At 71.2% G+C, this 21865-nt stretch carries 21 protein-coding genes and 1 other RNA gene; 18 read left to right on the forward strand and 4 right to left on the reverse strand.

Translation table 11 applies throughout. The annotated features are described in order from the left end of the window. Together LRA98_RS08295 and LRA98_RS08300 are read left to right on the forward strand one after the other, a co-directional pair. On the forward strand, positions 1-629 hold a 629-nt coding region (locus LRA98_RS08295; RefSeq protein WP_338018552.1), incomplete at its 5' end, for a glutathione S-transferase N-terminal domain-containing protein. 18 nt (positions 630-647) lie between these two features. Further along, on the forward strand, positions 648-1079 hold the full coding sequence (locus tag LRA98_RS08300) for a ClpXP protease specificity-enhancing factor (RefSeq protein ID WP_201242364.1): 432 nt from the start codon (positions 648-650) through the stop codon (positions 1077-1079). A gap of 55 nt (positions 1080-1134) precedes the next feature. Here LRA98_RS08300 and LRA98_RS08305 read toward each other — a convergent pair whose 3' ends face one another. From LRA98_RS08305 to LRA98_RS08315, 3 genes are read right to left on the reverse strand one after another with little or no spacing between them, the layout of a single operon-like run. Then, positions 1135-1731 (reverse strand): phosphoheptose isomerase, encoded by a 597-nt coding sequence (locus LRA98_RS08305; protein ID WP_201172502.1) that lies wholly within the window; start codon positions 1729-1731, stop codon positions 1135-1137. 29 nt (positions 1732-1760) lie between these two features. Then, complete coding sequence (locus LRA98_RS08310; RefSeq protein WP_238634243.1) at positions 1761-2123, reverse strand: YraN family protein; 363 nt, start codon at positions 2121-2123, stop codon at positions 1761-1763. Continuing rightward, on the reverse strand, positions 2077-3885 hold the full coding sequence (locus tag LRA98_RS08315; protein WP_238640833.1) for a penicillin-binding protein activator: 1809 nt from the start codon (positions 3883-3885) through the stop codon (positions 2077-2079). The genes LRA98_RS08310 and LRA98_RS08315 overlap by 47 nt, the downstream gene beginning before the upstream one ends. A 183-nt stretch (positions 3886-4068) precedes the next feature. Here LRA98_RS08315 and rsmI point away from each other — a divergent pair, with 183 nt between their 5' ends. Next, positions 4069-4911, forward strand: coding sequence for a 16S rRNA (cytidine(1402)-2'-O)-methyltransferase (rsmI, locus tag LRA98_RS08320; protein WP_238640834.1), 843 nt, complete (start codon positions 4069-4071; stop codon positions 4909-4911). Between the two features lie 25 nt (positions 4912-4936). Here rsmI and rnpB read toward each other — a convergent pair. Continuing rightward, positions 4937-5296: RNase P RNA component class A (rnpB, locus tag LRA98_RS08325), an RNA gene on the reverse strand. A 287-nt stretch (positions 5297-5583) separates the two neighbouring features. On the opposite strand from rnpB, the gene mraZ reads away from it, so the two are divergent. From mraZ to ftsA, 15 genes are read left to right on the forward strand one after another with little or no spacing between them, the layout of a single operon-like run. Continuing rightward, positions 5584-6042, forward strand: a complete 459-nt coding sequence (mraZ, locus tag LRA98_RS08330; RefSeq protein WP_201172489.1) for a division/cell wall cluster transcriptional repressor MraZ — start codon at positions 5584-5586, stop codon at positions 6040-6042. Between the two features lie 18 nt (positions 6043-6060). Beyond that, the gene (gene rsmH / locus LRA98_RS08335; protein WP_238633863.1) at positions 6061-7035 is read left to right on the forward strand and encodes a 16S rRNA (cytosine(1402)-N(4))-methyltransferase RsmH; all 975 of its coding nucleotides are present in this window, start codon (positions 6061-6063) and stop codon (positions 7033-7035) included. Beyond that, on the forward strand, positions 7032-7304 hold the full coding sequence (gene ftsL, locus LRA98_RS08340; RefSeq protein WP_201172482.1) for a cell division protein FtsL: 273 nt from the start codon (positions 7032-7034) through the stop codon (positions 7302-7304). Before rsmH ends, ftsL begins: the two co-directional genes overlap by 4 nt. A 10-nt stretch (positions 7305-7314) precedes the next feature. Further along, positions 7315-9042 (forward strand): peptidoglycan D,D-transpeptidase FtsI family protein, encoded by a 1728-nt coding sequence (locus LRA98_RS08345; protein WP_238633865.1) that lies wholly within the window; start codon positions 7315-7317, stop codon positions 9040-9042. Then, on the forward strand, positions 9039-10550 hold the full coding sequence (locus tag LRA98_RS08350; RefSeq protein ID WP_238633866.1) for a UDP-N-acetylmuramoyl-L-alanyl-D-glutamate--2,6-diaminopimelate ligase: 1512 nt from the start codon (positions 9039-9041) through the stop codon (positions 10548-10550). The genes LRA98_RS08345 and LRA98_RS08350 overlap by 4 nt, the downstream gene beginning before the upstream one ends. After that, positions 10538-11893, forward strand: coding sequence for a UDP-N-acetylmuramoyl-tripeptide--D-alanyl-D-alanine ligase (locus tag LRA98_RS08355; RefSeq protein WP_238633868.1), 1356 nt, complete (start codon positions 10538-10540; stop codon positions 11891-11893). Before LRA98_RS08350 ends, LRA98_RS08355 begins: the two co-directional genes overlap by 13 nt. 18 nt (positions 11894-11911) lie before the next feature. Next, positions 11912-12976: a phospho-N-acetylmuramoyl-pentapeptide-transferase gene (gene mraY, locus LRA98_RS08360; protein ID WP_238633918.1), complete on the forward strand. Its 1065-nt coding sequence runs from the start codon at positions 11912-11914 to the stop codon at positions 12974-12976. Continuing rightward, the gene (gene murD / locus LRA98_RS08365) at positions 12976-14319 is read left to right on the forward strand and encodes a UDP-N-acetylmuramoyl-L-alanine--D-glutamate ligase (RefSeq protein WP_238633870.1); all 1344 of its coding nucleotides are present in this window, start codon (positions 12976-12978) and stop codon (positions 14317-14319) included. Before mraY ends, murD begins: the two co-directional genes overlap by 1 nt. Next, the gene (gene ftsW, locus LRA98_RS08370; protein ID WP_201172464.1) at positions 14312-15499 is read left to right on the forward strand and encodes a putative lipid II flippase FtsW; all 1188 of its coding nucleotides are present in this window, start codon (positions 14312-14314) and stop codon (positions 15497-15499) included. The genes murD and ftsW overlap by 8 nt, the downstream gene beginning before the upstream one ends. Next, positions 15496-16569: an undecaprenyldiphospho-muramoylpentapeptide beta-N-acetylglucosaminyltransferase gene (murG, locus tag LRA98_RS08375; protein WP_238633872.1), complete on the forward strand. Its 1074-nt coding sequence runs from the start codon at positions 15496-15498 to the stop codon at positions 16567-16569. The genes ftsW and murG overlap by 4 nt, the downstream gene beginning before the upstream one ends. After that, complete coding sequence (murC, locus tag LRA98_RS08380; RefSeq protein WP_238633874.1) at positions 16562-18022, forward strand: UDP-N-acetylmuramate--L-alanine ligase; 1461 nt, start codon at positions 16562-16564, stop codon at positions 18020-18022. The genes murG and murC overlap by 8 nt, the downstream gene beginning before the upstream one ends. Beyond that, positions 18019-18921 carry a UDP-N-acetylmuramate dehydrogenase gene (murB, locus tag LRA98_RS08385; protein WP_238633876.1) on the forward strand — a complete coding sequence of 301 codons (903 nt, stop codon included), beginning with the start codon at positions 18019-18021 and terminating at the stop codon, positions 18919-18921. The genes murC and murB overlap by 4 nt, the downstream gene beginning before the upstream one ends. Further along, positions 18918-19832 (forward strand): D-alanine--D-alanine ligase, encoded by a 915-nt coding sequence (locus LRA98_RS08390; RefSeq protein ID WP_238633877.1) that lies wholly within the window; start codon positions 18918-18920, stop codon positions 19830-19832. The genes murB and LRA98_RS08390 overlap by 4 nt, the downstream gene beginning before the upstream one ends. Beyond that, positions 19829-20602, forward strand: a complete 774-nt coding sequence (locus LRA98_RS08395) for a cell division protein FtsQ/DivIB (RefSeq protein ID WP_238633879.1) — start codon at positions 19829-19831, stop codon at positions 20600-20602. Before LRA98_RS08390 ends, LRA98_RS08395 begins: the two co-directional genes overlap by 4 nt. A 14-nt stretch (positions 20603-20616) precedes the next feature. Next, complete coding sequence (gene ftsA / locus LRA98_RS08400) at positions 20617-21855, forward strand: cell division protein FtsA (RefSeq protein ID WP_201172437.1); 1239 nt, start codon at positions 20617-20619, stop codon at positions 21853-21855. Positions 21856-21865 lie beyond the last annotated feature (10 nt).

Genomic DNA, 21865 nt, shown 5'->3' on the forward strand with positions numbered 1-21865 from the left:
CCCCCCCCCGCGGGGTTGCCGGAGGGTCCGTGATCCGCCTCTACACCGGAGCGTCATGCATCCACAGCCACCGGGCCCGGCTGGCCCTGGCCCTGAAAGGGGTGGAGGCCGAGCGTGTCCCGGTCGACCCGGAGCGTCCGCCTGCGTCGCTGCTGGAGCAGAATCCCTACGGGGATGTCCCGACTCTGGTGGATCGCGATATCGCGCTCTATCATCCCGAGATCATCATCGATTACCTGGATGAGCGGTATCCCCACCCGCCGCTGCTGCCGGTGGACCCGGTCAGCCGGGCCAAGGCGCGACTGGTGGTGCACCGCATGCAGCGTGACTGGTACGCGCTCTACGAACAAATCGAGAACGGTACGGCGGCGCAGGCCCAACAGGCGCGGCGCGCCCTGCGCGAAAGCCTGGTGGCGGCTGCCGAGCTCTTTGAGGGCCAGCCGTACTTCCTCAGCGATGAGCTGACCATCATGGATCTGACGATCCTGCCGCTGCTGTGGCGACTCTCCGCCGCCGGCGTCGAGTTGCCGGAGCATGCAGCGGCGATCACTCAGTACGCCGAACAGCAGTTTGCAACCGATGCCTTCCGCACCAGCCTGACCCGCGAGGAGCTGGGCCTGCGTGCCTGAAGGCAGGAGGCGCACCCAATGACCCCGAGCCGTCCCTATCTCATCCGGGCGATCTACGAGTGGATCGCCGACAACGGTTACACGCCTTATCTGCTGGTGGACGCCACCCGCGACGACGTGGATGCCCCGCTGGAGTACGCCGAGGATGGTCGCCTCGTGCTCAACGTGGCGCCGCGGGCGGTCCAGGGATTGAGCATGGGCAACGACGAAATCGCCTTCCGGGCGCGTTTCGGTGGCGTGCCGCGCGGCGTGCAGCTGCCGGTCAACGCCGTCATGGCCATCTACGCCCGGGAGAACGGGCAGGGGATGCTCTTCGGGGATGGCGAAGATGCCGAGGCCGAGGGCTACGAGGCCATCGACGCCGGCGGGGACGAGGGCGATGACGGCCCGCCGGATGGCCCCGATGGCTCCGGCGGCGGCAAGCGGCCCAACCTGCGCGTGGTGAAGTAGGCGAGGCGGGGCGGGCGGGGCCGGCCGGGGGCCGTGGTCGACCCGGCTCCGCGGACTAGCCGCCCGGCCCGCCGAACAGCGTGCGATCGATCAGATCGCACAGGCAGTGGATCGCCAGCAGGTGGACCTCCTGGATCCTTGCCGTGGTCTCGCTGGGCACGCGGATCTCGATGTCGTCGCTGGAGAGGTTGGCGGCCAGTGGCCCGCCGTCCCGGCCGCTGAGGGCGACGGTGACCATGCCCCGTTCGGTGGCGGCCTGCTGGGCTGCGAGGATGTTCCCCGAGCCGCCGCTCGTGGAGATGGCCAGGAGGATGTCCCCCTCGTGGCCTAGGGCGCGGATCTGCCGGCCGAAGACCTCGTCGTAGTGGTAATCGTTGGCCACCGAGGTCAGTGTGGAGGAGTCGGTGGTCAGCGCGATGGCCGGCAGGCCCGGTCGCTCCATCTCAAAGCGATTGAGCAGCTCCGAGGAGAAGTGCTGGGCGTCCGCGGCGGAGCCGCCGTTGCCGCAGATCAGGATCTTGCGCTCGGCGCCTAGGGCCCGGGCCATGGCACGCCCGGCCCGGACGATGTCCGGCGCGATGCGATCCAGGGCATCCTGCTTGGCGCGGATGCTGTCGTGGAAGAGCTGTGCCACGCGTTCGTGGGAATCCATGAATCCTCGCTGTCGTCTTGCCGGGCCGGTCAGCGTTCTTCCTGGAACGCATCGCGCACCCAGTGCACTTCGTTTCCGTCCGTGGCGACTACATCGAATCGGGCCCACCCGGGGTTTCGGGCCAGCCAGACGTTGGCGGCGCGGCTCAGGCGCTGGCGCTTGCGGCGGTCCACGGACGCGGCTGCGCCGCCGTACCCCGGGTGGCTGCGTCGGCGGACCTCGACGAACACGGTGACGCCGCCATCGGCCATGACCAGGTCGATCTCGCCCCGGCGTGTCCGGAAGTTCCGTGCCAGTGTCCGCAGCCCCCGCCGCTCCAGGTAGGCGCGTGCCCGCTCCTCGGCCTCATGGCCCCGGTCGCGGGGGGCATTCCCCCTCCTTCTCGGTGTCATGGTGCCTGCCCTCCGTGGCCGGCTGGCGGAATACCGGGCGCCCGCGCACGAATTGCGCGGTCACCAGCTCGCGTTCGACGATCCGTTCGCTGTTCAGGTGTAGCCCCCCGGTCAGCCCGTCCAGGCGTTCTTCCGGGTGCTCCTCGAGCACTTCTAGGTACGGGAAGATACGGTAGGCATCGATGCCCAGGGCCACCAGCCGGGCCTGGCGGGCCATGACATCACCGAGCTTCTCGGTCAGCCGCTCGTGCTTGAGCTCCGCCGGGATCCCGGGCGACTGGCCCACCAGCCAGGGGCCGTCGACAAAGTGCAGGCCGTCCAGGTCGCGGTCGTCCTCGGGGCGTGGGGTGCCACCGTAGATATGCGACGTCGACAGGACCGGCACGTCCTGGGCGTGGTGGTATTCGAGCTGCGGGCGCAGCAGTCGGCCCGCTTCGGGGAACGCGGCGAGGAAGACGGCGTCGACGTCCTGGCGGCGGCGCGGCTGGTATTCCAGGGTCTGGCCGAAGGTTCGGGTCAATTCCTGGTGGCGGCGGCTGCTGATGCGCAGGTTGAGCACCTCGCGGATGGGGCCTGAGAAGTCCGTTTCATCGGCGTCGTAGGCTTCGCTCTGCAGGACCGTGCCGTCGCCCGCCTCGAAGGCCTCCTGGAAAGCCTGCTGGACCCGCTCACCCCAGTCGGTCCGCGGCGCGAGAACCACCACGCTGGTCCAGCCGCGGCGGTGCGCGTGCCGGGCGGCCTGCTGGGCCTCTGCCTCCGGGCTGAGGGGGAAGAGGAACAGGTGGTCATGGCTGTCGCCGTCCTCCAGGGTGTTGAGAGCCAGGATCGGGGGCGCGTCATCGATGTCGGCGACGGCGCGGACAGCGTCGCGGGTCAGGGGCCCGATGACGGCGTCGCTGCCGGCCTCCCGGGCCTCGGCCAGGGCCGCGCGGGCCCGCTCCGCCTCGCCACCGGTGTCGTGGACGGTGACCTCCGGGCGACGGTTGGCGTCGTTGAAGTAGGCGGCGAGGATGCCGTCACGGACGGCGCGGCCGGCATCGCGGAAGTCTCCGCTGAGTGGCAGCAGCAGGGCGACGTGTTCTGGCCGGCGGATGCGCTCATGAAAGCGCGTGATGAGTTCGGTGGCCTGGCGGTCGCGCGCCGGGTGGTCTGGATAGGCCTCCTCCCAGGCGGACACCGCCTCCTCGAGGCGCTCCGGGTCGAGGCGGTGGCTGCGGGCGATCTGCGCCAGGCGGATCCAGCCGCCGTAGGTGTCGGCGTCCGGCTCGATGGCCTGGAGTTGTTGCGCCGGGGCCCGCCCCAGGGCCTGCCAGATGACATTGCGGTTCTCGTCGCGCTGCGACGGCGTCTCCAAGTGGTCCTCGAGGGCCACGCGTTGCTCCACCACCATCAGGTGGTTGTCCAGGCCGGCGGCTGCGGTGGCGCGTAGACGGTGGTAATCCGCCTCCTCGCCGGCCGGTGGCTCGGCCAGGTTATCGAGCAGCGATGCGGCCCGGTCCGGCCGCTCGCGGGCCAAGGCGAGCTGGGCGCGGGCCAAGGTGAAATGCGCCCGTCCCCGGTCGTCGAGATGATCCGGCTCGACCCGGGCCAGCGCCGTGGTGGCGGCGTCGCGCTCGTCGGCATCCAGCCAGGTGCGTGCAGCGGCGATGCTGACTCGATTGCGGTCCGCCGCTTCCTCGTAGGCCTCCGCTGCCGCATCATAGAGCTCCGCGGGGGGGGGGGGGGGGGCCCCCCCCCCCCCCCCCCCCCCCCCGGGCCTCATCCGCCTGCGCCTCGGTCTGCTCCGGGGCGTCGGCCGGCGTGACCGGTGCCGGGGCACAGCTGTAGAGTGCCGCCAGCAGCGCGGCCGCGATCAGGAACTGGAGAACGCGCGAGGGGCAGGTCATGGGAACCGTCGGAGAAGCCTGTGGATAAGCCTTCGGAGTATCCGGCGCCCGTCGCACCCGTGTCAAACGGCGGCGGGACGCTGTGGGTGGTGGCGACGCCGATCGGGAATCTGGCCGATCTGAGCCGCCGGGCGGCCGAGATCCTGGGCGGTGTCGAGTGGGTGGCCGCCGAAGATACGCGGCGCACGGGGCGTCTGCTGGAGCAGTACGGCCTGCGGGCGCGCCTGCTGAGCCTGCACGAGCATAACGAGGCCTCGCGCCTGCCCCGCCTGCTCCGGATCCTGGCGGCCGGCCGGGATGTGGCCCTAGTCAGTGATGCGGGTACGCCGCTGCTCAGCGACCCGGGCGCCCGGCTGGTGGCCGCTGCCGCCGCCGAGGGGGTGCCGGTGTCGCCGGTGCCGGGGGCCTGCAGCGTCACGGCCGCGCTATCGGTGGCCGGATTCGGGGCGGACCGGTTCGTCTTCGACGGCTTCTTGCCTTCGCGCGATGCCGCCCGGCGCAGCCGGCTGCAGGAGCTGGCGGCCGAGCCGCGGACCGCGGTTTTCTTCGAGGCGCCGCACCGCATCGCCGCCTGCCTTCGCGATCTGGTCGCGATCTGCGGTGGACAGCGCCGGGTCGTGGTGGCGCGGGAGTTGACCAAGGTGCACGAGACGCTGCTGCGCGGTGCGCTGGAGGCGGTCCTGGGGCAGGTGGAGGCGGACAGCAATCAGCAGCGGGGAGAGATCGTCGTGGTCCTTGAGGGGGCGCCGGCGCGGGAGGCAGGCGCCGACGCCGATGACACGCTGCGCGCGCTGCTCGGCGAAGGGGTTCCGGTGAAGCAGGCGGCTCGCGTGGCTGCGCGCCTGACCGGGGGGCGGCGCAACGCCCTATACCAGCGCGCCCTGGAACTCGCCCGGGGCTGAGTCACAGGTCGCGTGGCGGAAAAAAGAGGTGAGTCGGCCTGTAAGCCGGGTTCTGTCGAGGATGGCCATTCCTCTGGGGCGGGCGTCACCGCACGCCTCTAGCGGCCTACCCGGGAGCGGCGCGGGCCACGCCATGGCTCCCCTATTTGGCCTTGCTCCGGGTGGGGTTTACCGTGCCGCGAACCGTTACCGGTCGCGCGGTGCGCTCTTACCGCACCTTTTCACCCTTACCTGTGCCGCCGCTCCGCGGCGGCCATCGGCGGTCTGTTTTCTGTGGCACTTTCCGTGGGCTCACGCCCCCCAGGCGTTACCTGGCACCCTGCCCTGTGGAGCCCGGACTTTCCTCCGTGCCGCGGTGCGGCACAGCGGCCATCCGGCCGACTCCACCCCTATATTACGAACGCGCACGAGCACGTCAACCCTTCAATGACAGGTAGATACCGAAAAGAGCCGATGTGCGTTATTAGCACATGCGGTTAACATCCCGTAACGCCAGTTATTTGGTTGTCGCATCGGCCGCCCTTCGACTTGAAATCCCGTGCGTAACTTCATGTTTGGCGCCGGGCAGTGCGGCGGTACGGCTGGTTGACGGGGTGTGGGCCCCCTCCTATAGTGTCGCAACGTGGTTAAAAGTGGGATAAAAGGGCACGGCATGGAGCAGCGGGGGGCGCGGTGTTTCGCGGAGTCAACCAACTCAACCTGGATGCCAAGGGGCGGCTAGCCTTCCCGTCCCGGCACCGCGACCGCCTGCTGAGTCACTGCAGCGGCGAGGTAGTGGCAACGATCGACTATCGCGATCGTTGCCTGGTCTTCTACCCGCTGCCCGAGTGGGAAGAGATCGAGCGCAAACTGATCGCCCTGCCGGACCTCCAGCCGAGCGCCAAGCGACTCAAACGCCTTCTGATCGGTCACGCCCAGGAACTCCAGGTTGACGGCAACGGACGCGCCCTGGTCCCCCCGCCGTTGCGTGAATACGCCGGCCTGGAAAAGCGGGTGGTGCTGATCGGGCAGGGCAACAAGTTTGAGCTTTGGGATGAGTCCCTCTGGGAGCAGCGGCGGGCGGATTGGCTGCAGGAGGCGGCCGCGTCGGATGCCGAGCTCCCCGGGGAGCTGGAGAGCCTCGCCCTGTAGATCAGGTCAGGGGGCGTCATGTCCGCAGCGGAGATGCGCGCAGTGGCGGAGCAGAAGCCAACGGCGACGACACACCGGCCGGTCCTCTACGAGGCCGCGCTGGAGGCGCTCGCCGTGCGCCCGGACGGCTGCTATGTGGACGCCACCTACGGTCGTGGCGGCCACGCCCGCGGCATCCTCGAGCGGCTGGGGCCCCGCGGCCAGCTGTGGGTCGCGGATCGCGACCCCGAGGCGCTGGCCCACGCCCGCAAGACCCTATCGGATGACCCCCGCTGTACCGTGCTCGGTGCCGAGCTGGCCGATCTGCCCCGAATGTTGTCCGGGTATGGTCTGACCGCCGGTATCGACGGCCTGCTGGCGGATCTCGGTATCTCGTCGCCGCAGGTTGACAACCCCGACCGCGGTTTTTCGTTTCAGCGGGACGGCCCGCTGGACATGCGCATGGACCCGAGTTCCGGCGAGTCGGCCGCGGCGTTGCTCGAGCGTTTGAGCGTGCGCGAGATCGCCGGGATCCTGCGCCAGCTGGGGGAGGAGCGCCACGCCGGGCGTATCGCCCGTGCCGTCGTCGCTGCCCGCGAGGCCGGTGAGCCGCCGCGCACCACCCTGGCGCTGGCCCGGCTGGTCGAGCAGGCGGTGCCACGCCGCGAGCCCGGGCGCCATCCGGCGACGCGGACCTTCCAGGCCCTGCGCATTGCGGTCAATGACGAACTCGGACAGCTGGACCGCTTCCTCGATGGGGTCATCGACCTGCTCGCCCCCGGCGGGCGACTGGCCGTCATCGCTTTCCACTCCCTGGAAGACCGGCGCGTGAAGCGGTTCATCCGCCGGGCCTCGAGCGTCGGCGATCTGCCGCCGTCGGTGCCGGTGCCGCCGGAAGGCTGTCAGCCCCGTCTGCGGCCGCTGGGACGCGATTTGCGCGCCGGCGACGACGAGGTGGCCGGCAACCCGCGCGCACGCAGTGCGGTGCTGCGCGTAGCGGAGCGGCTGTCATGAGCCGTGCGGTCTGGGGCATGACCGTGCTGGTCCCGGCGGTGGTCGCCAGTGCCATCGGCGTGGTGGCCGTCCAGCACGAGTACCGCGGGGTCTTCGTGACCCTGCAGGACGAACTCGAGCGCAGCGATCGGCTGCGCGAGGAGTGGAGCATGCTGCAGCTTGAGCAGGGGGCGTGGGCCGGGCACAGCCGTCTGGAGCGCGTCGCCGGCGAGGAGCTGGGCATGGCGCTGCCCGAGCGTGACGAGATCATCATCCTGAGGCGCCCTTGAGGTGGCGAGAGTGAGCAGGAACACGCGCCGACAACCCCCGCTTCAGGGGCCGCCACGCTGGCGGCTCTACAGCGTCGTGGTGGTGCTGGCCCTGGCCGCCGGTGCCGTGATCCTGCGCGCCCTGGATCTGCAGGTGATCAACAGCGAGTTCCTGCGCGACGAGGCCGACGCCCGCCACCTGCGTACGGTGAGCATGCCGGCGCACCGCGGGGTGATCACCGATCGCAACGGCGAGCCGCTGGCGATCAGTTCACCGGTAGAGTCGGCCTGGGCCAACCCGGCGGAGCTGCTGGAGGACCGGGGGGCCGTCGCCGCCGTGGCCCAGACCCTCGAGCGTGCTCCGGCCGAGCTGCGCGACTTCCTGCAGGCCCGGGAGGGGCGGCAGTTCGTCTACCTGAGGCGCCACTTGTCCCCACGGGTGGCGGCGCGCATCCAGGAACTGGATGCGCCGGGTGTTCAGCTGCAGCAGGAGTTCCGCCGGTTCTATCCGGCCGGCGAGGTGGCCGCGCAGCTGGTCGGCTTCACGGACATCGATGGTCGTGGGCTGGGCGGCGTCGAGCGCGCCTTTAACGAGGCCCTGAGCGGGCGTAGCGGCGCCAAGCGTGTGGTCCGTGATCCCTTCGGGCGCACCATCGAGGATGTCGAGCTGCTGCGCGAGCCGCGCCCCGGCGAGGACATCCGCCTCTCGCTGGACCGGCGCATCCAGTATGTGGCGTACCGCGAACTCAAGCGCGCCGTCCATGGCCACGATGCCGAGGGCGGTGCGGCCGTGGTGCTGGATGCAACCACCGGTGAGGTGCTGGCAATGGTCAGCCAGCCCTCGTTCAATCCCCATCGCCGCTCCGGCGTCGAGGCCGAGCAGCGCCGCAATCGGGCGGTGAGCTGGGCCCAGGAGCCGGGGTCGGTGATCAAGCCGTTCACCATCGCCGCCGCCCTGTCCAGCGGGGCCGTGCGCAGCGGGCAGGAGTTCGATACCGCGCCGGGGACCATGCGCGTGGGGCGGCACACGGTCCGCGATTTCCTCGACTACGGCGAGCTCGACATTGCCGGCGTGCTGCAGAAATCCAGCAACGTGGGCACGGTCAAGATGGCCCTGGAGACCGAGCCGCGGGCCCTCTGGAGCGCCCTGGAGGATGTGGGCTTCGGCGAGCGTACCCGCAGCGGCCTGCGCGACGAGGTCGCCGGGCACTTCCTGCCGGCGCCGCCGCGGGGCGACGTGCAGCGCGCTACGCTTTCCTACGGTTACGGCGTGACCGCCACGCCCGTGCAGCTGGCGCGCGCCTACGCCGCGGTGGCCCGCGACGGGGTGATGCGCCCGGTCTCTATTCGCGCCCTGGATGATCCCCCGCAGGGCCGGCAGGTGCTCGACCCGGATCTGGCTGCCGAGCTGCGCGCCATGCTCGAGGCCGTGGTCGAGCCCGGCGGGACCGGCACCCGTGCGGCCATCTCCGGTTACCGGGTGGCCGGCAAGACCGGCACGGTGCTCAAGAGCGGCCCCAGCGGCTATGCCGAGGAGGATTACCTCGCCTCCTTCGTCGGTTTCGCCCCGGCGTCGGACCCGCGGCTGGTCATGGCGGTGACCATCGATCAGCCCCGCGGCGATCTCTACTACGGCGGCCAGGTGGCGGCGCCGGTGTTCTCCCGGGTGATGGGCAGTGCGCTGCGGATGCTCAACGTGCCGCCGGACGATCTCCCGGAGCTCGAGGTGCCCGTCGTCGCCGAGGGGGAGGGGTCATGAGCGCTTTGTCCGCATCCGGGGTCACCCTGCGCTGGCTGTTCGAACCGTGGGTCGGTGGCGAACTCCCGGCGGTTTCGGTCCGCGGGCTGGCCCTCGATACCCGGCGCCTTGAGCCCGGCGCCGTGTTCCTGGCGCTGTCCGGCAGCCGCGAGCACGGACTTGCCTACGTGCCCGCAGCGGTAGCTGCCGGGGCTGCTGCTGTGGCGTGGGATACGGACGACGACGCTGATGCCGCGCCGGCGCGTGCCGCTACCGAGGCGGCCGGCGTGCCGATGGTCGGTGTGCCGGGCCTGCGCCGATACCTTGGTGCTGTTGCTGCGCGCCTTTACCGGGAGCCATCCCGGGATCTGGATGTCATCGCGGTTACCGGCACCGACGGCAAGACCTCGGTCACCCATTTTATTGCCCAGCTGCTCAGCACCGCCGAGGCGCCCTGGGGCGTGGTCGGAACCCTTGGCCACGGCCTGGTGGACCGGCTGCGCCCGGGTGTGCTGACCACACCGGACGCTGTGGCCCTGCAGGAGGCCTTGGCCGATTGTCGCCAGGCGGGCGCCCGCGGCGTGGCCATGGAGGCTTCCTCCCACGCCCTGGAGCAGGGGCGATTGTCCGCCACAGCGGTGGATCTGGCCGTACTCACCCACTTGGGGCGCGACCACCTGGATTACCACGGCTCGGTCGAGGCGTATGCCGACGCCAAGAGCCGGCTGTTCGAGTTCCCCAGTTTGCGGGCCCAGGTGCTCAACCTGGACGACGAACTCGGCCGGCGCCTGCACGACCGGGCCGCCGGTGCGGTCTTCACCTACAGCGCTGCCGGCGCCGCTGCGGACCTCTCCGCCGAGGCGGTAACCCCGGTGGCCGACGGCGTTCAGCTCACACTCTGTCTGGGCGGGATCCGACGCTCGGTGCGACTGCCCCTGTTCGGGCGCTTCAACGTGGCCAACGTGCTGGCGGCAGTGGCGGCGGCCCTGGCTTTAGGGCGGCCCATGGACGCCGTTCTCGATCGGCTGGCGACGCTGCGTCCGGTGCCGGGGCGGATGGAGCAGTTCCAGGCCGTCGGGGCACCGCTGGTGGTGGTGGACTACGCCCATACACCGGGTGCCCTGGAGCAGGCGCTGAGCGCCCTGCGCGCGCATACCGACGGGCGGCTGTGCGTCGTATTCGGCTGCGGGGGCGAGCGCGACACCGGCAAGCGCCCGCTGATGGGTGAGGTCGCAGCGCGCCTGGCCGACCGGGTGGTGATCACCGATGACAACCCCCGGGGCGAGGATGCTGCCGCCATCCGGGCGTCCGTGGCCGACGGGGCCGGCGAGGCGGCCGAACTGGTGGCGGATCGGGGCGCGGCCATCCGCGAGGCTGTCGCCTGGGGGGGCGCCGGAGATGTGGTCCTGGTCGCCGGCAAGGGCCATGAGACGGACCAGGAAGTGGACGGGCACCGGCTGCCTTTCTCTGACCGTGAGGAGGTGGCGCGGCTGCTCGGCGCTGCCGAGGAGGGTGCATGGACCCGCTGAGCCTGCATCAGGTGGCTGCGCTGACCGGTGCCGAACTCGTCGGTCGTGACGGCGGTGCGACGGTGAACGGTGTTGCGCTGGATAGCCGCCGGTCCGCGCCGGGGACGCTCTTCGTGGCCCTGGCCGGGGCCCGCAGCGATGGCCACGACTTTGCTGCCGACGCCGCGGCGCGGGGCGCCGTGGCGGTCCTCGGGGCTCGGCCGGTGGCGGCGCTGCCCACGCTGGTGGTCGAGGACCCGGCCGCGGCCCTCGCGCTTCTGGGCGCGGAGTGTCGGCGTCGCAGCGGGGCGCGCGTGGTGGCCGTCACCGGCAGCAACGGCAAGACCACGGTCAAGGAACTGCTGGCGGCGATGCTTGCCGAAACCGGTCCGACGCTGGCCACCGAGGGCAACCGGAACAACCTGCTGGGCGTCCCGGAGATGCTCTGCCGGCTTGATGGTGGGCACCGCTACGCCGTCATCGAGATGGGTGCCAACGCACCCGGTGAGATTGCACAGCTCACCGTGTGGGCGCAGCCGGACGTGGGTGTGGTGACCAACGCCGGGCCAGCACACCTGGAGGGCTTCGGCTCGCTCAACGGAGTCGCCCGCGCCAAGGGCGAACTCTTTGAGGGGCTGCCCGGCCACGGCGTTGCCGTGATCCATGCCGACGACGACTACAGCGGCCTGTGGCGGGAGCTGGCCGGCGCGCGGCGCTGCCTGACCTTCGGCGCCGAGACCGGTCAGATCCGCTACCGGGGGCGGGGCAGCCGGCTCGAGCTGGATCTCGGAGGCGGCTGGACGGCAGCGCCGACGCCGCTGCTCGGTCGCCACAACGCCCAGAACATCGCCGCCGCCGCGGCCTGCGCCGCCGCGCTCGAGGTGCCGGCCCGGACCATCCTGGAGCGGGTGGCGGCCGCCGCGGCCGTGCCGGGGCGGCTGCAGCTGCGCTGGGGGTGTCACGGGGGGTGGCTGGTGGATGATACCTACAACGCCAACCCGGCAAGCCTGCAGGCCGCCATCGATACGGTCACGGAGTTCGGCGGTGCGCCCTGGCTGCTCCTCGGGGCCATGGGCGAGCTCGGCCGGGAGGCGGCGGACTGGCATCGCCGCGCCGGGCAACGGGCGCGGGCTGCCGGGATCCAGCGGCTTTGGACCCTGGGCGGGGCCGCTGCCCCGGCTGCCGAGGGCTTCGGGGTTGGCGGGCGCTGTTTTGACGACGCCTCGGCGCTGATCGAGGCGTGCCGGGCCGAGATGCCCGCCGATGCAGTGGTGCTGGTGAAGGGGTCGCGCTCCGCCGCCATGGAGCACGTGGCGGCAGGCCTGGCCGCGGAAGAATCGACAACGGAAGGGGGGGATCGCTAGGTGCTCTACCACTTGGCCATGGTGCTGGAGACGTTCTACTCGGGATTCAACGTCTTCCAGTACATTACGTTCCGGACCATCCTCGGGGTGCTCACGGCCCTGGGGATCGCGCTGATGATCGGCCCGGCGGTGATCCAGCGCCTGGTGCTCCACCAGGTCGGACAGCAGGTCCGGGACGATGGCCCGCAGACGCACCTGGAGAAGGCGGGCACCCCCACCATGGGCGGCGCGCTGATCCTCGTCGCCATCGCGGTGTCTACCCTGCTCTGGGCGGATCTGACCAATCGCTACGTCTGGGTGGTCCTGCTGGTGACCCTCGCCTTCGGCGTGATCGGCGGGGTCGACGACGCCCTCAAGCTGGCCCGGCAGGACAGCCAGGGGCTGCGCGCCCGGACCAAGTTCTCGCTGCAGATGCTCGCGGCCCTGGCGGCAAGCACGTTCCTGTTCGCCACCGCCGCCGACCCGGTGGAGACCAGCCTGGTGCTGCCGCTGGTCAAGGAGTGGGTCTTCCCGCTAGGTCTCGGGTTCATCGCGCTGGCAACGCTGGTGATCGTGGGCAGCTCCAACGCCGTCAACCTCACCGACGGGCTCGATGGCCTGGCCATCATGCCTACGGTGCTGGTGGCCACCGGCCTGGCGGTCTTCGCCTACGCCAGCGGGCACCACATCTTCGCCGAGTACCTCGGGATCCCGTCAGTGCCCGGGGTAGGGGAGCTGGTGATCTTCTGTGGCGCCATCGTCGGCGCCGGACTCGGGTTCCTCTGGTACAACACCTACCCGGCCCAGGTGTTCATGGGGGACGTGGGCGCCCTGGCCCTCGGCGCCGCCCTGGGCGTGGTGGCCGTGGCCGTCCGCCAGGAGATCGTTCTGTTCATCATGGGTGGCATCTTCGTCATGGAGACGGTCTCCGTGATGATCCAGGTCCTCTCCTACAAGCTGACCGGGCGGCGCGTGTTCCGCATGGCGCCGCTGCACCACCACTACGAACTCAAGGGCTGGCCCGAGCCGCGGGTGATCGTCCGCTTCTGGATCATCACCGTGGTCCTGGTCCTGATCGGTCTGGCGATGTTGAAGGTGCGCTAATGGCAGCAGGCGACCGCCATCACGGATATACCGCCGTCGCCGGCCTCGGTGCCACGGGGATGGCCTGCGTGCGCCATTTGCGCGCCCGTGGCGAGGCGGTCGTGGTGGTGGATAGCCGCAGCGAGCCGCCCCGCCTGGGGCAGCTGCAGGCCGAGCACCCCGAGGTCCAGGTGGTGACCGGGGGGCTGGATCGGGAAACCTTGCTCGGCGCGGTTCGGGTGGTGGCCAGTCCGGGGCTCGATCTGCGTCACGGGGTTTGGGCCGAGTTGCGCGCCGCCGGGCGGCCGGTGGTGGGCGAGCTGACCCTGTTCGCCGAGGCGGTGAATGCGCCGGTCTGCGCGGTGACTGGGTCCAACGGCAAGAGCACCGTGGTCAGCCTGCTCGGCGAAATGGCCCGGGCCGCCGGGCTCGACGTCGCCGTGGGTGGCAATTTGGGGACGCCGGCGCTGGAGCTGCTGACCCGGGCGCCGGCCGATGGCTATGTGCTGGAGGTGTCGAGCTTCCAGCTGGAAGCGTGCCCCGGGTTTCAGGCCGACGTGGCGGCGGTGCTCAATGTCAGCGCCGATCACATGGACCGCTATGACCGCCTTGCTGACTACGCGGCGGTCAAGGCGCGGCTGCTCGAGGGGGTCGGGACAGCGGTGCTCAACGCCGAGGATCCACATCTGGCCGAGCTGGGACGCGAGGCCGGCACGGTGCGCCGCTTCGCGATCGACCGGCCGGCCGACTACCACCTGCTCGAGCGGGACGGCGGTACCTGGCTCGCCGTCGCCGGTCGGCCGCGGGTGGCCGACGATGCGCTTCCCGTGCCCGGGCGCGCCCACTGCGCCAATGCGCTGGCCGCTATGGCCCTGGCCGACGCCTTGGGGATCCCGGAAGCCGCGCAGTGCAAGGCCTTGAAGGCCTTTGCCGGACTGCCGCACCGCATGGAGCCGGTGGGCGAGTGGTGCGGGGTGCGCTGGATCAACGACTCCAAGGCGACCAATGTCGGTGCTGCCGTGGCTGCCATCAGCGGCCTGCAGCGGCCGGTGGTGCTGATCGCCGGCGGGCAGGGTAAGGGTGCGGATTTCCGGCCGCTGGGCCGGGTCTGTGCCGAATCGGCGCGGGCCGTCATCCTCGTGGGCGAGGACGCGCCGGCTATCGAGGCGGCCATCGCCGGTCGCGTGCCCACTGAGCGGGTCGGCGGCATGACCGCTGCCGTGGCGGCCGCCGCCCGCTGGGCCGAGCCGGGTGACGCCGTTCTGCTGGCGCCGGCGTGCGCCAGCTTTGATGCCTACAGCGGCTTCGAGGCACGCGGCGAGGCGTTCCGCGACGCCGTTCGCGGGGAGGTGGCCCATGGCTGAGATGACCGCAGGCGTTGCCGAACGCGGTACGCGGCTGCCGCTGTGGCCAAGCCTGGACCAGCGGCTGGTCTGGGTGGTGGCGGCTACGGCGCTGCTCGGCCTGGTCATGGTCGCTTCGGCCTCGATTTCCATGGCCGAGCAGGCCACCGGCGATCCGTTCTACTTCTTCAAGCGCCAGGTCTTCTTCGCCCTGCTCGGCCTGGGCATGGTCCTGGCCCTCCTGCAGGTCCCGCTGGCCACCTGGGAGCGGGCCGGCCCGGGGCTCCTGCTCGTCGCGCTGGGGTTGCTCGTGCTGGTGCTGATCCCCGGTGTGGGGCGCGAGGTCAATGGTGCCGTGCGCTGGATCCCGCTGGGCGTGTTCAACCTGCAGGTCGCCGAGGTGGTCAAGGTGCTGCTGGCCCTCTATCTCGCCGGTTTCCTGGTGCGCCGACAGCAGCAGCTGCGCACCTCCATGGCTGCCTTCCTGGTCCCGGTGCTGGTTTCGGCGGCGTGTGCCTTCCTGCTGCTGCGGCAGCCCGATTTCGGCACCGCGCTGATGCTCATGGCGCTGGCGGTGGGTCTGCTCTACCTGGCGGGCGCGCCGTTGTGGCGGTTCGTCACCCTGGTGGGGGTGCTGGCGGCGGCGGCCGCCGCCCTGGTGGTCTACTCGCCCTACCGCTGGCAGCGGGTGACCGCCTTCATGGATCCCTGGTCCGATCCGTTCAATACCGGATTCCAGCTCACCCAGTCGCTGATCGCCATCGGCCGCGGAGACTGGCTGGGTGTGGGGCTCGGCGGCAGCGTGCAGAAGCTCTTCTACCTGCCCGAGGCGCACACCGATTTCGTCTTCTCGGTGCTGGCCGAGGAGCTGGGCTGGATCGGCGTGGTCGTGGTGGTCCTGCTCTTCGCCTACATCGTCTGGCGGGCCATGGCCATGGGCTGGCTGTGCCACCGCCACCGACTGCCCTTCGCCGGTTACCTGGCCTGGGCGGTGGGGCTGGCCATCGGCCTGCAGGCGTTCATCAATATGGGGGTGGCCACCGGGCTGCTGCCGACCAAGGGCCTGACCTTGCCGCTGTTCAGCTACGGCGGCAGCAGCGCCCTGGCGACGGGCGCCATGATTGGGCTGCTGCTGCGCTGTGGCTACGAGTTGGCCGAGGCGCGGGCCGAGGGGCGCCGTCCCGAGGAGGAGCCGTCATGACCGCGCTGACCGTGGCCATCGCCGCCGGTGGCACCGGCGGGCACGTCTACCCCGGCCTGGCGGTGGCCGAGCTGCTGCGCGAGCGTGGCCACCGGGTGATCTGGCTCGGGACGCGCAGCGGCCTGGAGGGCCGCGTCGTGCCCGCCGCCGGTGTCGAGGCCGAGTGGCTGGAGATCCAGGGGCTGCGCGGCAAGGGGCTGGCCGCGCAGCTCCGGCTGCCCTGGCGGCTGGGGCGCGCAGTGGCGGTTGCCGGGGCCGCTTTGCGTCGCCGGCGTCCGGATGTGGTCCTCGGCATGGGCGGCTACGTGGCCGGGCCGGTCGGGTTGGCCGCCCGGCTCACCGGGCGGCCGCTGGTGATCCACGAGCAGAACGCCCGGGCCGGGCTGACCAATCGCTTCCTGGCTCGCCTCGGGCGCCGCGTGCTGACCGGGTTCCCCGATACCCTGGGGGCGCGGGGCGAGTGGGTGGGCAATCCCATCCGTACAAGCATCTACCGGCTGGAGGCGCCGCGATCCCGTTACGCCGGGCGCCCGGAGGTGCCGCGGGTTCTGGTGCTCGGCGGCAGCCAGGGGGCGCGGACCCTGAACCGTTTCGTCCCGAAAGCGCTGGCCGGCCTCGACGGGCCGCGGCCGCAGGTGCTGCATCAGGCCGGCGAGCTCACCCTAGAGGAGGCGCGCACCGGGTATCGGCAGCTGGGCCTGGACGCGGAGGTGGTGCCGTTCATCGAGGACATGGCCGGCGCCTATGCCTGGGCGGATCTGGTGGTGGCCCGCGCCGGTGCCCTGACCGTGGCCGAGCTGGCCGCGGCCGGGGTGCCGGCCGTGCTGGTGCCGCTCCCCTGGGCGGTGGACGACCACCAGACGGCCAACGCCGAGCTGCTGTGCGCCGCCGGCGCAGCCCGGTGTCTGCCTGAGGGCGACGTGGAGCAGGGGGCGCTGGGTGCGGTGCTTGCCGATCTGCTCGCCGACCGTGAACGCCTGGCGGGGATGGGGGAGGCGGCTCGCGACGTGGCGCGCCCGGATGCCACCGACCGCGTGGCGACGATCTGTGAGGAGGTGGCCCATGGCTGATGCAGTCCCTGCACGCGAGCCGCGTTTCGCCGCGCCGGCCGATGGCCGTGGCGCCTTCGGCCGGGTGCGCCGCATCCACTTCGTGGGCATCGGCGGGGCCGGGATGGGTGGCATCGCCGAGGTGTTGCACAACCTCGGCTTCACCATCACCGGATCCGACGTCAAGTCCGGCGCCGTGGTGGAGCGCCTGCTCGGTCTCGGGGTGGCGGTGCGGATCGGCCACGATCCGGGCCATGTCGAGGGCGTGGACGCGGTCGTGGTCTCCACCGCTGTCACCGAGGAGAACCCTGAGGTGCAGGCGGCGCGCCAGCAGCGCATCCCGGTGGTGCCGCGGGCCGAGATGCTCGCCGAGCTGATGCGCTTCCGTCACGGTGTGGCGGTGGCCGGCACCCACGGCAAGACGACGACGACCTCCCTGCTGGCCAGCTGCTTGGCCGAGGGCGGGTTGGATCCGACCTTCGTCATCGGCGGCCGGTTGATCAGTGCCGGGGCGCACGCGCGCCTGGGTGCCGGGCCCTACCTGGTGGCCGAGGCCGACGAGAGCGACGCCTCGTTCCTTCATCTCAAGCCGATGATGGCGGCGGTGACCAACGTGGACGCCGACCACCTGGGCACCTACGGCGGTGATTTCGACGCCCTGCGCCGGACCTTCATCGAGTTCCTGCACCATCTGCCGTTCTACGGCCTGGCGGTGCTCTGCATCGATGAACCGGAGGTGCGCCGGCTGCGCGAAGAGATCGGCCGGCCGGTTCTGACTTACGGCTTCTCCGCGGATGCCGACGTGCGGGTCAGTGCCCTGGAGGCCGACGGCCATCGCACCCGGTTCCGGGTCGAGGAGGGCGGTGACGCCGCCTTCGCCGTGGAGCTGAGCCTGCCCGGACGGCACAACGTGCTCAATGCCACCGCTGCCATCGCCCTGGCCCGAGAGCTGGGGGTGGATGTGGCGGCGATCCAGCGGGCGCTGTCCGGCTTCCAGGGGATCGGCCGGCGCTTCCAAGTTTATCCCGACATCCCGCTCGCCGGTGGGGCGGCGGCGCTGGTCGATGACTACGCCCATCATCCCCGGGAGCTGGAGGCGACCCTGGAGGCGGCCCGCGCCGCCTGGCCGGAGCGGCGCCTGGTGGTGGTCTTCCAGCCGCACCGCTACACCCGGACGCGGGAGCTTTTCGACGATTTCGCGCGGGTGCTCAGTGGCACCGACGCGCTGGTGCTCACCGAGGTCTATGCCGCCGGCGAGGCGCGTTTGCCCGGCGCCGACGGCCGGGCGCTGGCCTCGGCGGTGCGCGATCGCGGCGGTGCGCAGCCGATCTTCGCAGACAGCCTGGACGAGGTGCCGGGGCTGCTGGCCGGGCTGCTGCGCGATAACGACGTGGTGCTGACCCTGGGCGCCGGCAGCATCGGTGGGCTCCCGGCGCGCCTGGGCGCCGGCCCGGCGGCGGGAGGTGCGGCGTGAGCGCGGCGGTCGAGCGGCGGCGGATTCGGCCCGGCGAGTGGCGCGAGCAGGAGCCGCTGGCCGGCTACACCACCTGGCGGGTGGGCGGGCCGGCGCGTCGGCTCTGCTGTCCGGCCGGCCGCGACGGGCTGGTCGACTGCCTGGCGCGCCTGCCAGCCGACGAGCCGCTGCTCTGGTGTGGTCTGGGCAGCAACCTGCTGGTCCGCGATGGTGGCGTGGCAGGGACGGTCGTCCTGACCCAGGGCGGGTTGGACGAGCTGGTGGTGGGGGCGCATGGCCGGGTCCACGCGGAAGCCGGCGTGGCGTGCGGTCGCCTGGCTCGGGCGGCAGTCCGGGAGGGGCTGGCCGGGCTCGAGTTCCTGGCCGGTATCCCGGGCACCGTGGGAGGGGCCCTGGCCCTCAATGCCGGCGCCTGGGGCGGCGAGACTTGGGAGCGCGTGGTCGAGGTCGAGACCATCGATCGCCAGGGGCGCATCCGGCGGCGGGGCCCGGCCGATTTCCGGATCGGCTATCGCAGTGTGGCCGCCCCCGCCGGCGAGTGGTTCCTAGCCGCGACCTGGGAACTGCCCCCCGCCGATGCGCAGGTGCTCCGCGAGCGGGTGCGGGCGCTGCTGCAGCATCGCAACGCCGTGCAGCCAGTGGGGCAGCCCACTTGCGGTTCGGTCTTCCGCAATCCCACGGGGGATGCGGCCGGGCGGCTGATTGAGGAGGCCGGTTTGAAGGGGGCGCGGCGCGGCGGTGCCCGGGTCTCCGAGCGCCACGCCAATTTCATCATCAACGAGGGTGGCAGTGCGGCGGATATCGAGGGGCTCATGGCGCAGGTCCGGGAGCGGGTTGCTGTGGTGCACGGTGTATGGCTGGAACCCGAGGTTCATGTGATCGGGGAGGTGCGGCCATGACTGGTATCCCGGATCCGCAGCGGGTCGGTCGCGTGGCGGTGCTCATGGGGGGCACTTCCGCCGAGCGGGACATCTCCCTGCGCAGTGGCGGGGCGGTGCTCGCCGCGCTGCAGCGCCGCGGCTACGACGCCGAGGCCTACGACCCCCGTGACCGCGCCCTGGAGGGGCTGAGGGGCTACGACGTGGTCTTCATCGCCCTGCATGGGCGGGGGGGTGAGGACGGTACGGTACAGGGGCTGCTGGAGCTGCTCGGGGTGCCGTACACCGGCAGCGGTGTCCTCGGCTCGGCGCTGGGCATGGACAAGTGGCGCTGCAAACGGCTCTGGCAGGGTAGTGGACTGCCCACGCCGGCGGGTCAGCTGCTCACCAGCGAGTCTCCGGTGCTGGCCGAGGGGCTGGCGTATCCGGTGATCGTCAAGCCGGTCCGGGAAGGGTCGAGTCTGGGCATGACCCGGGTTGACGGGCCGGCGCAGCTGGCCGAGGCCTACCGGGCAGCGGCGGCCTACGACGATGCAGTCCTCGCGGAGCAGTGGGTCGAGGGCGAGGAGTACACCGTGGCGCTGCTCGGCGATCGGGCGTTGCCGTCGATCCGGCTGGAGACATCCCACGCCTTCTTCGACTACGCCGCCAAGTACCAGGCCGACGATACCGGGCACCACTGCCCGAGCGGTCTGGGTGCGGACGAGGAGGCGGAGCTCGGCGCGCTGTGTCGCGAGGCCTTTTCCGCCAGCGGCGGCAACGGTTGGGGGCGGGTGGATGTCATGCGGGATGCCGACGGACGCTGGTGGCTGTTGGAGGTGAACACCATCCCGGGCATGACGGATCACTCGCTGGTCCCGATCGCTGCGGCGCAGGCTGGTATCGGTTTCGATGAGCTGGTGGCTCGCATTCTCGGGGAGGCGTTGCCGTGAGCCGCGAAGACTGGAGAGACCTGCTGGGCCGGCAGCCTACGCGCCGCAAGCGGGTCGGCGCCCCGGGGCTGCGGGGCTGGCTCTGGGGTGGAGCGGTGGCGCTGTTGGCCACCGGCGCTGCCGGTATGGCCACCGTGGCGCTTCAGGAGGGGCGGATTCTGCCCCTGGAGCGGGTGGAACTGAGCGCCGCGCCGGAGCGCGTGGCGGACGATGACTTGCGCCAGGCGCTGGCACCGCACTTGCACAGGAGTGTGCTGGGGGTGGATGTGCGCGGCGCCCGGGACGCCCTGGAGGCGCTGCCCTGGGTGGCGGGTGCCGAGGTGCGCCGGGCCTGGCCGGGGCGGATCCAAGTGACCTTGCGTGAGCGCGAGCCGCTGGCGCGCTGGGGAGAGCAGGCGCTGGTCGACCGCGACGGCGAGCGGTTCGAGCCGCGGCCGGCGAGCATCCCGGAGGGGCTCCCGGTGCTGCGCGGTCCGGACGGCAGCGAGGGTGAGATGGCCGGCTTGTTCAGGGAGGTGCAGCAACGACTCGCTGAGCGCGGTGTCAACCTGGTGGCGCTCGGTCTTTCGCCCCGGGGGTCCTGGAGCGCGCGGCTGGAGGGCGGCATTGAGATGGCCCTGGGCCGGCAGCACCCGGGCGAGCGCGTGGAGCGCTTCGCCGCCGTGCTGCCGGCCTTGGAAGAACGACAAGAGGCCCCGATGGAGCGGGTCGATCTGCGCTACCCCAACGGCTTTGCCGTGGCTTGGGGTGCGGCAGACGAAGCGGACTGAAGGCGGAGCAGAGCATGGTGCGAAAGAGCGAAGACAGCCTGTTGGTGGGCCTCGATATCGGTACCTCGAAGGTGGTCGCCATCGTCGGCGAGGCCAAGGAGGAGGGCGAGCTGGAGGTGATCGGTGTGGGCAGCCACCCGTCCCACGGTCTCAAGAAGGGCGTGGTGGTGAATATCGACTCCACGGTGCAGTCGATCCAGCGCGCCATCGAGGAGGCCGAGCTGATGGCCGGCTGCGAGATCCATTCGGCCTATGTCGGGATTTCGGGCAGCCACATCCGCAGCCTCAACTCCCACGGGATGGTGGCCATCCGCGACAAGGAGGTCCGCCAGGCCGATCTGGAGCGTGTCCTCGATGGGGCCAAGGCGGTGGCGATCCCGGCGGACCAGCAGATCCTGCACGTGATCCCGCAGGAGTTCGTCATCGACAGCCAGGAGGGTATCCGCGATCCCCTGGGCATGGCCGGCGTGCGGCTGGAGGCGCGGGTCCACATGGTCACCGGTGCGGTCTCGGCGGCGGACAACATCACCAAGTGCGTCCGCCGCTGCCAGCTGGACGTGGACGACATCGTTCTCCAGCAGCTGGCGGCGAGCCACGCTGTGCTCAGCGACGACGAGAAGGAGCTCGGCGTCTGCCTCGTCGATATCGGCGGCGGGACCACCGATATCGCGGTGTTCACCGGCGGCGCCATCCGCCATACCGCCGTCATCCCCATCGCCGGGCACCAGGTCACCAACGACATCGCGGTGGCGCTGCGGACGCCGACGCACCACGCCGAGGACATCAAGGTGCGCTACGCCTGCGCCCTGTCGCAGCTGGCTAACCCCGAGGAGAGCATCGAGGTGCCCTCGGTGGGTGACCGGCCGCCGCGCCGCCTGTCCCGCCAGTCGCTGGCGTCGGTGGTGGAGCCGCGCTACGAGGAACTGCTCTCGCTGGTGCAGTCGGAGCTGCGCAAGAGCGGCTTCGAAGATCTGATCCCGGCGGGCATCGTGCTCACCGGCGGTAGCTCGAAGATGGAGGGGGTCACCGATCTGGCCGAGGAGGTCTTCCACCTGCCGGTGCGCATCGGGGTGCCGAAGTTCGTTACCGGCCTATCCGATGTGGTGCGCAACCCGATGTACTCCACCGGCGTCGGTCTGCTCGCCTTCGGCGCGCGCAACCGCGAAAGCGGCATGTCGCCGGCGCTGGCGCAGGACGCCGGGATAACCGCCTTGTGGGGGCGGATGAAGAACTGGTTCAAGGGCAATTTCTAGTCATTTCAGT

The organism is Halorhodospira sp. M38 (assembly GCF_022227985.1).
GTDB classification, from domain to species: Bacteria; Pseudomonadota; Gammaproteobacteria; order Nitrococcales; family Halorhodospiraceae; genus Halorhodospira; species Halorhodospira halophila_A.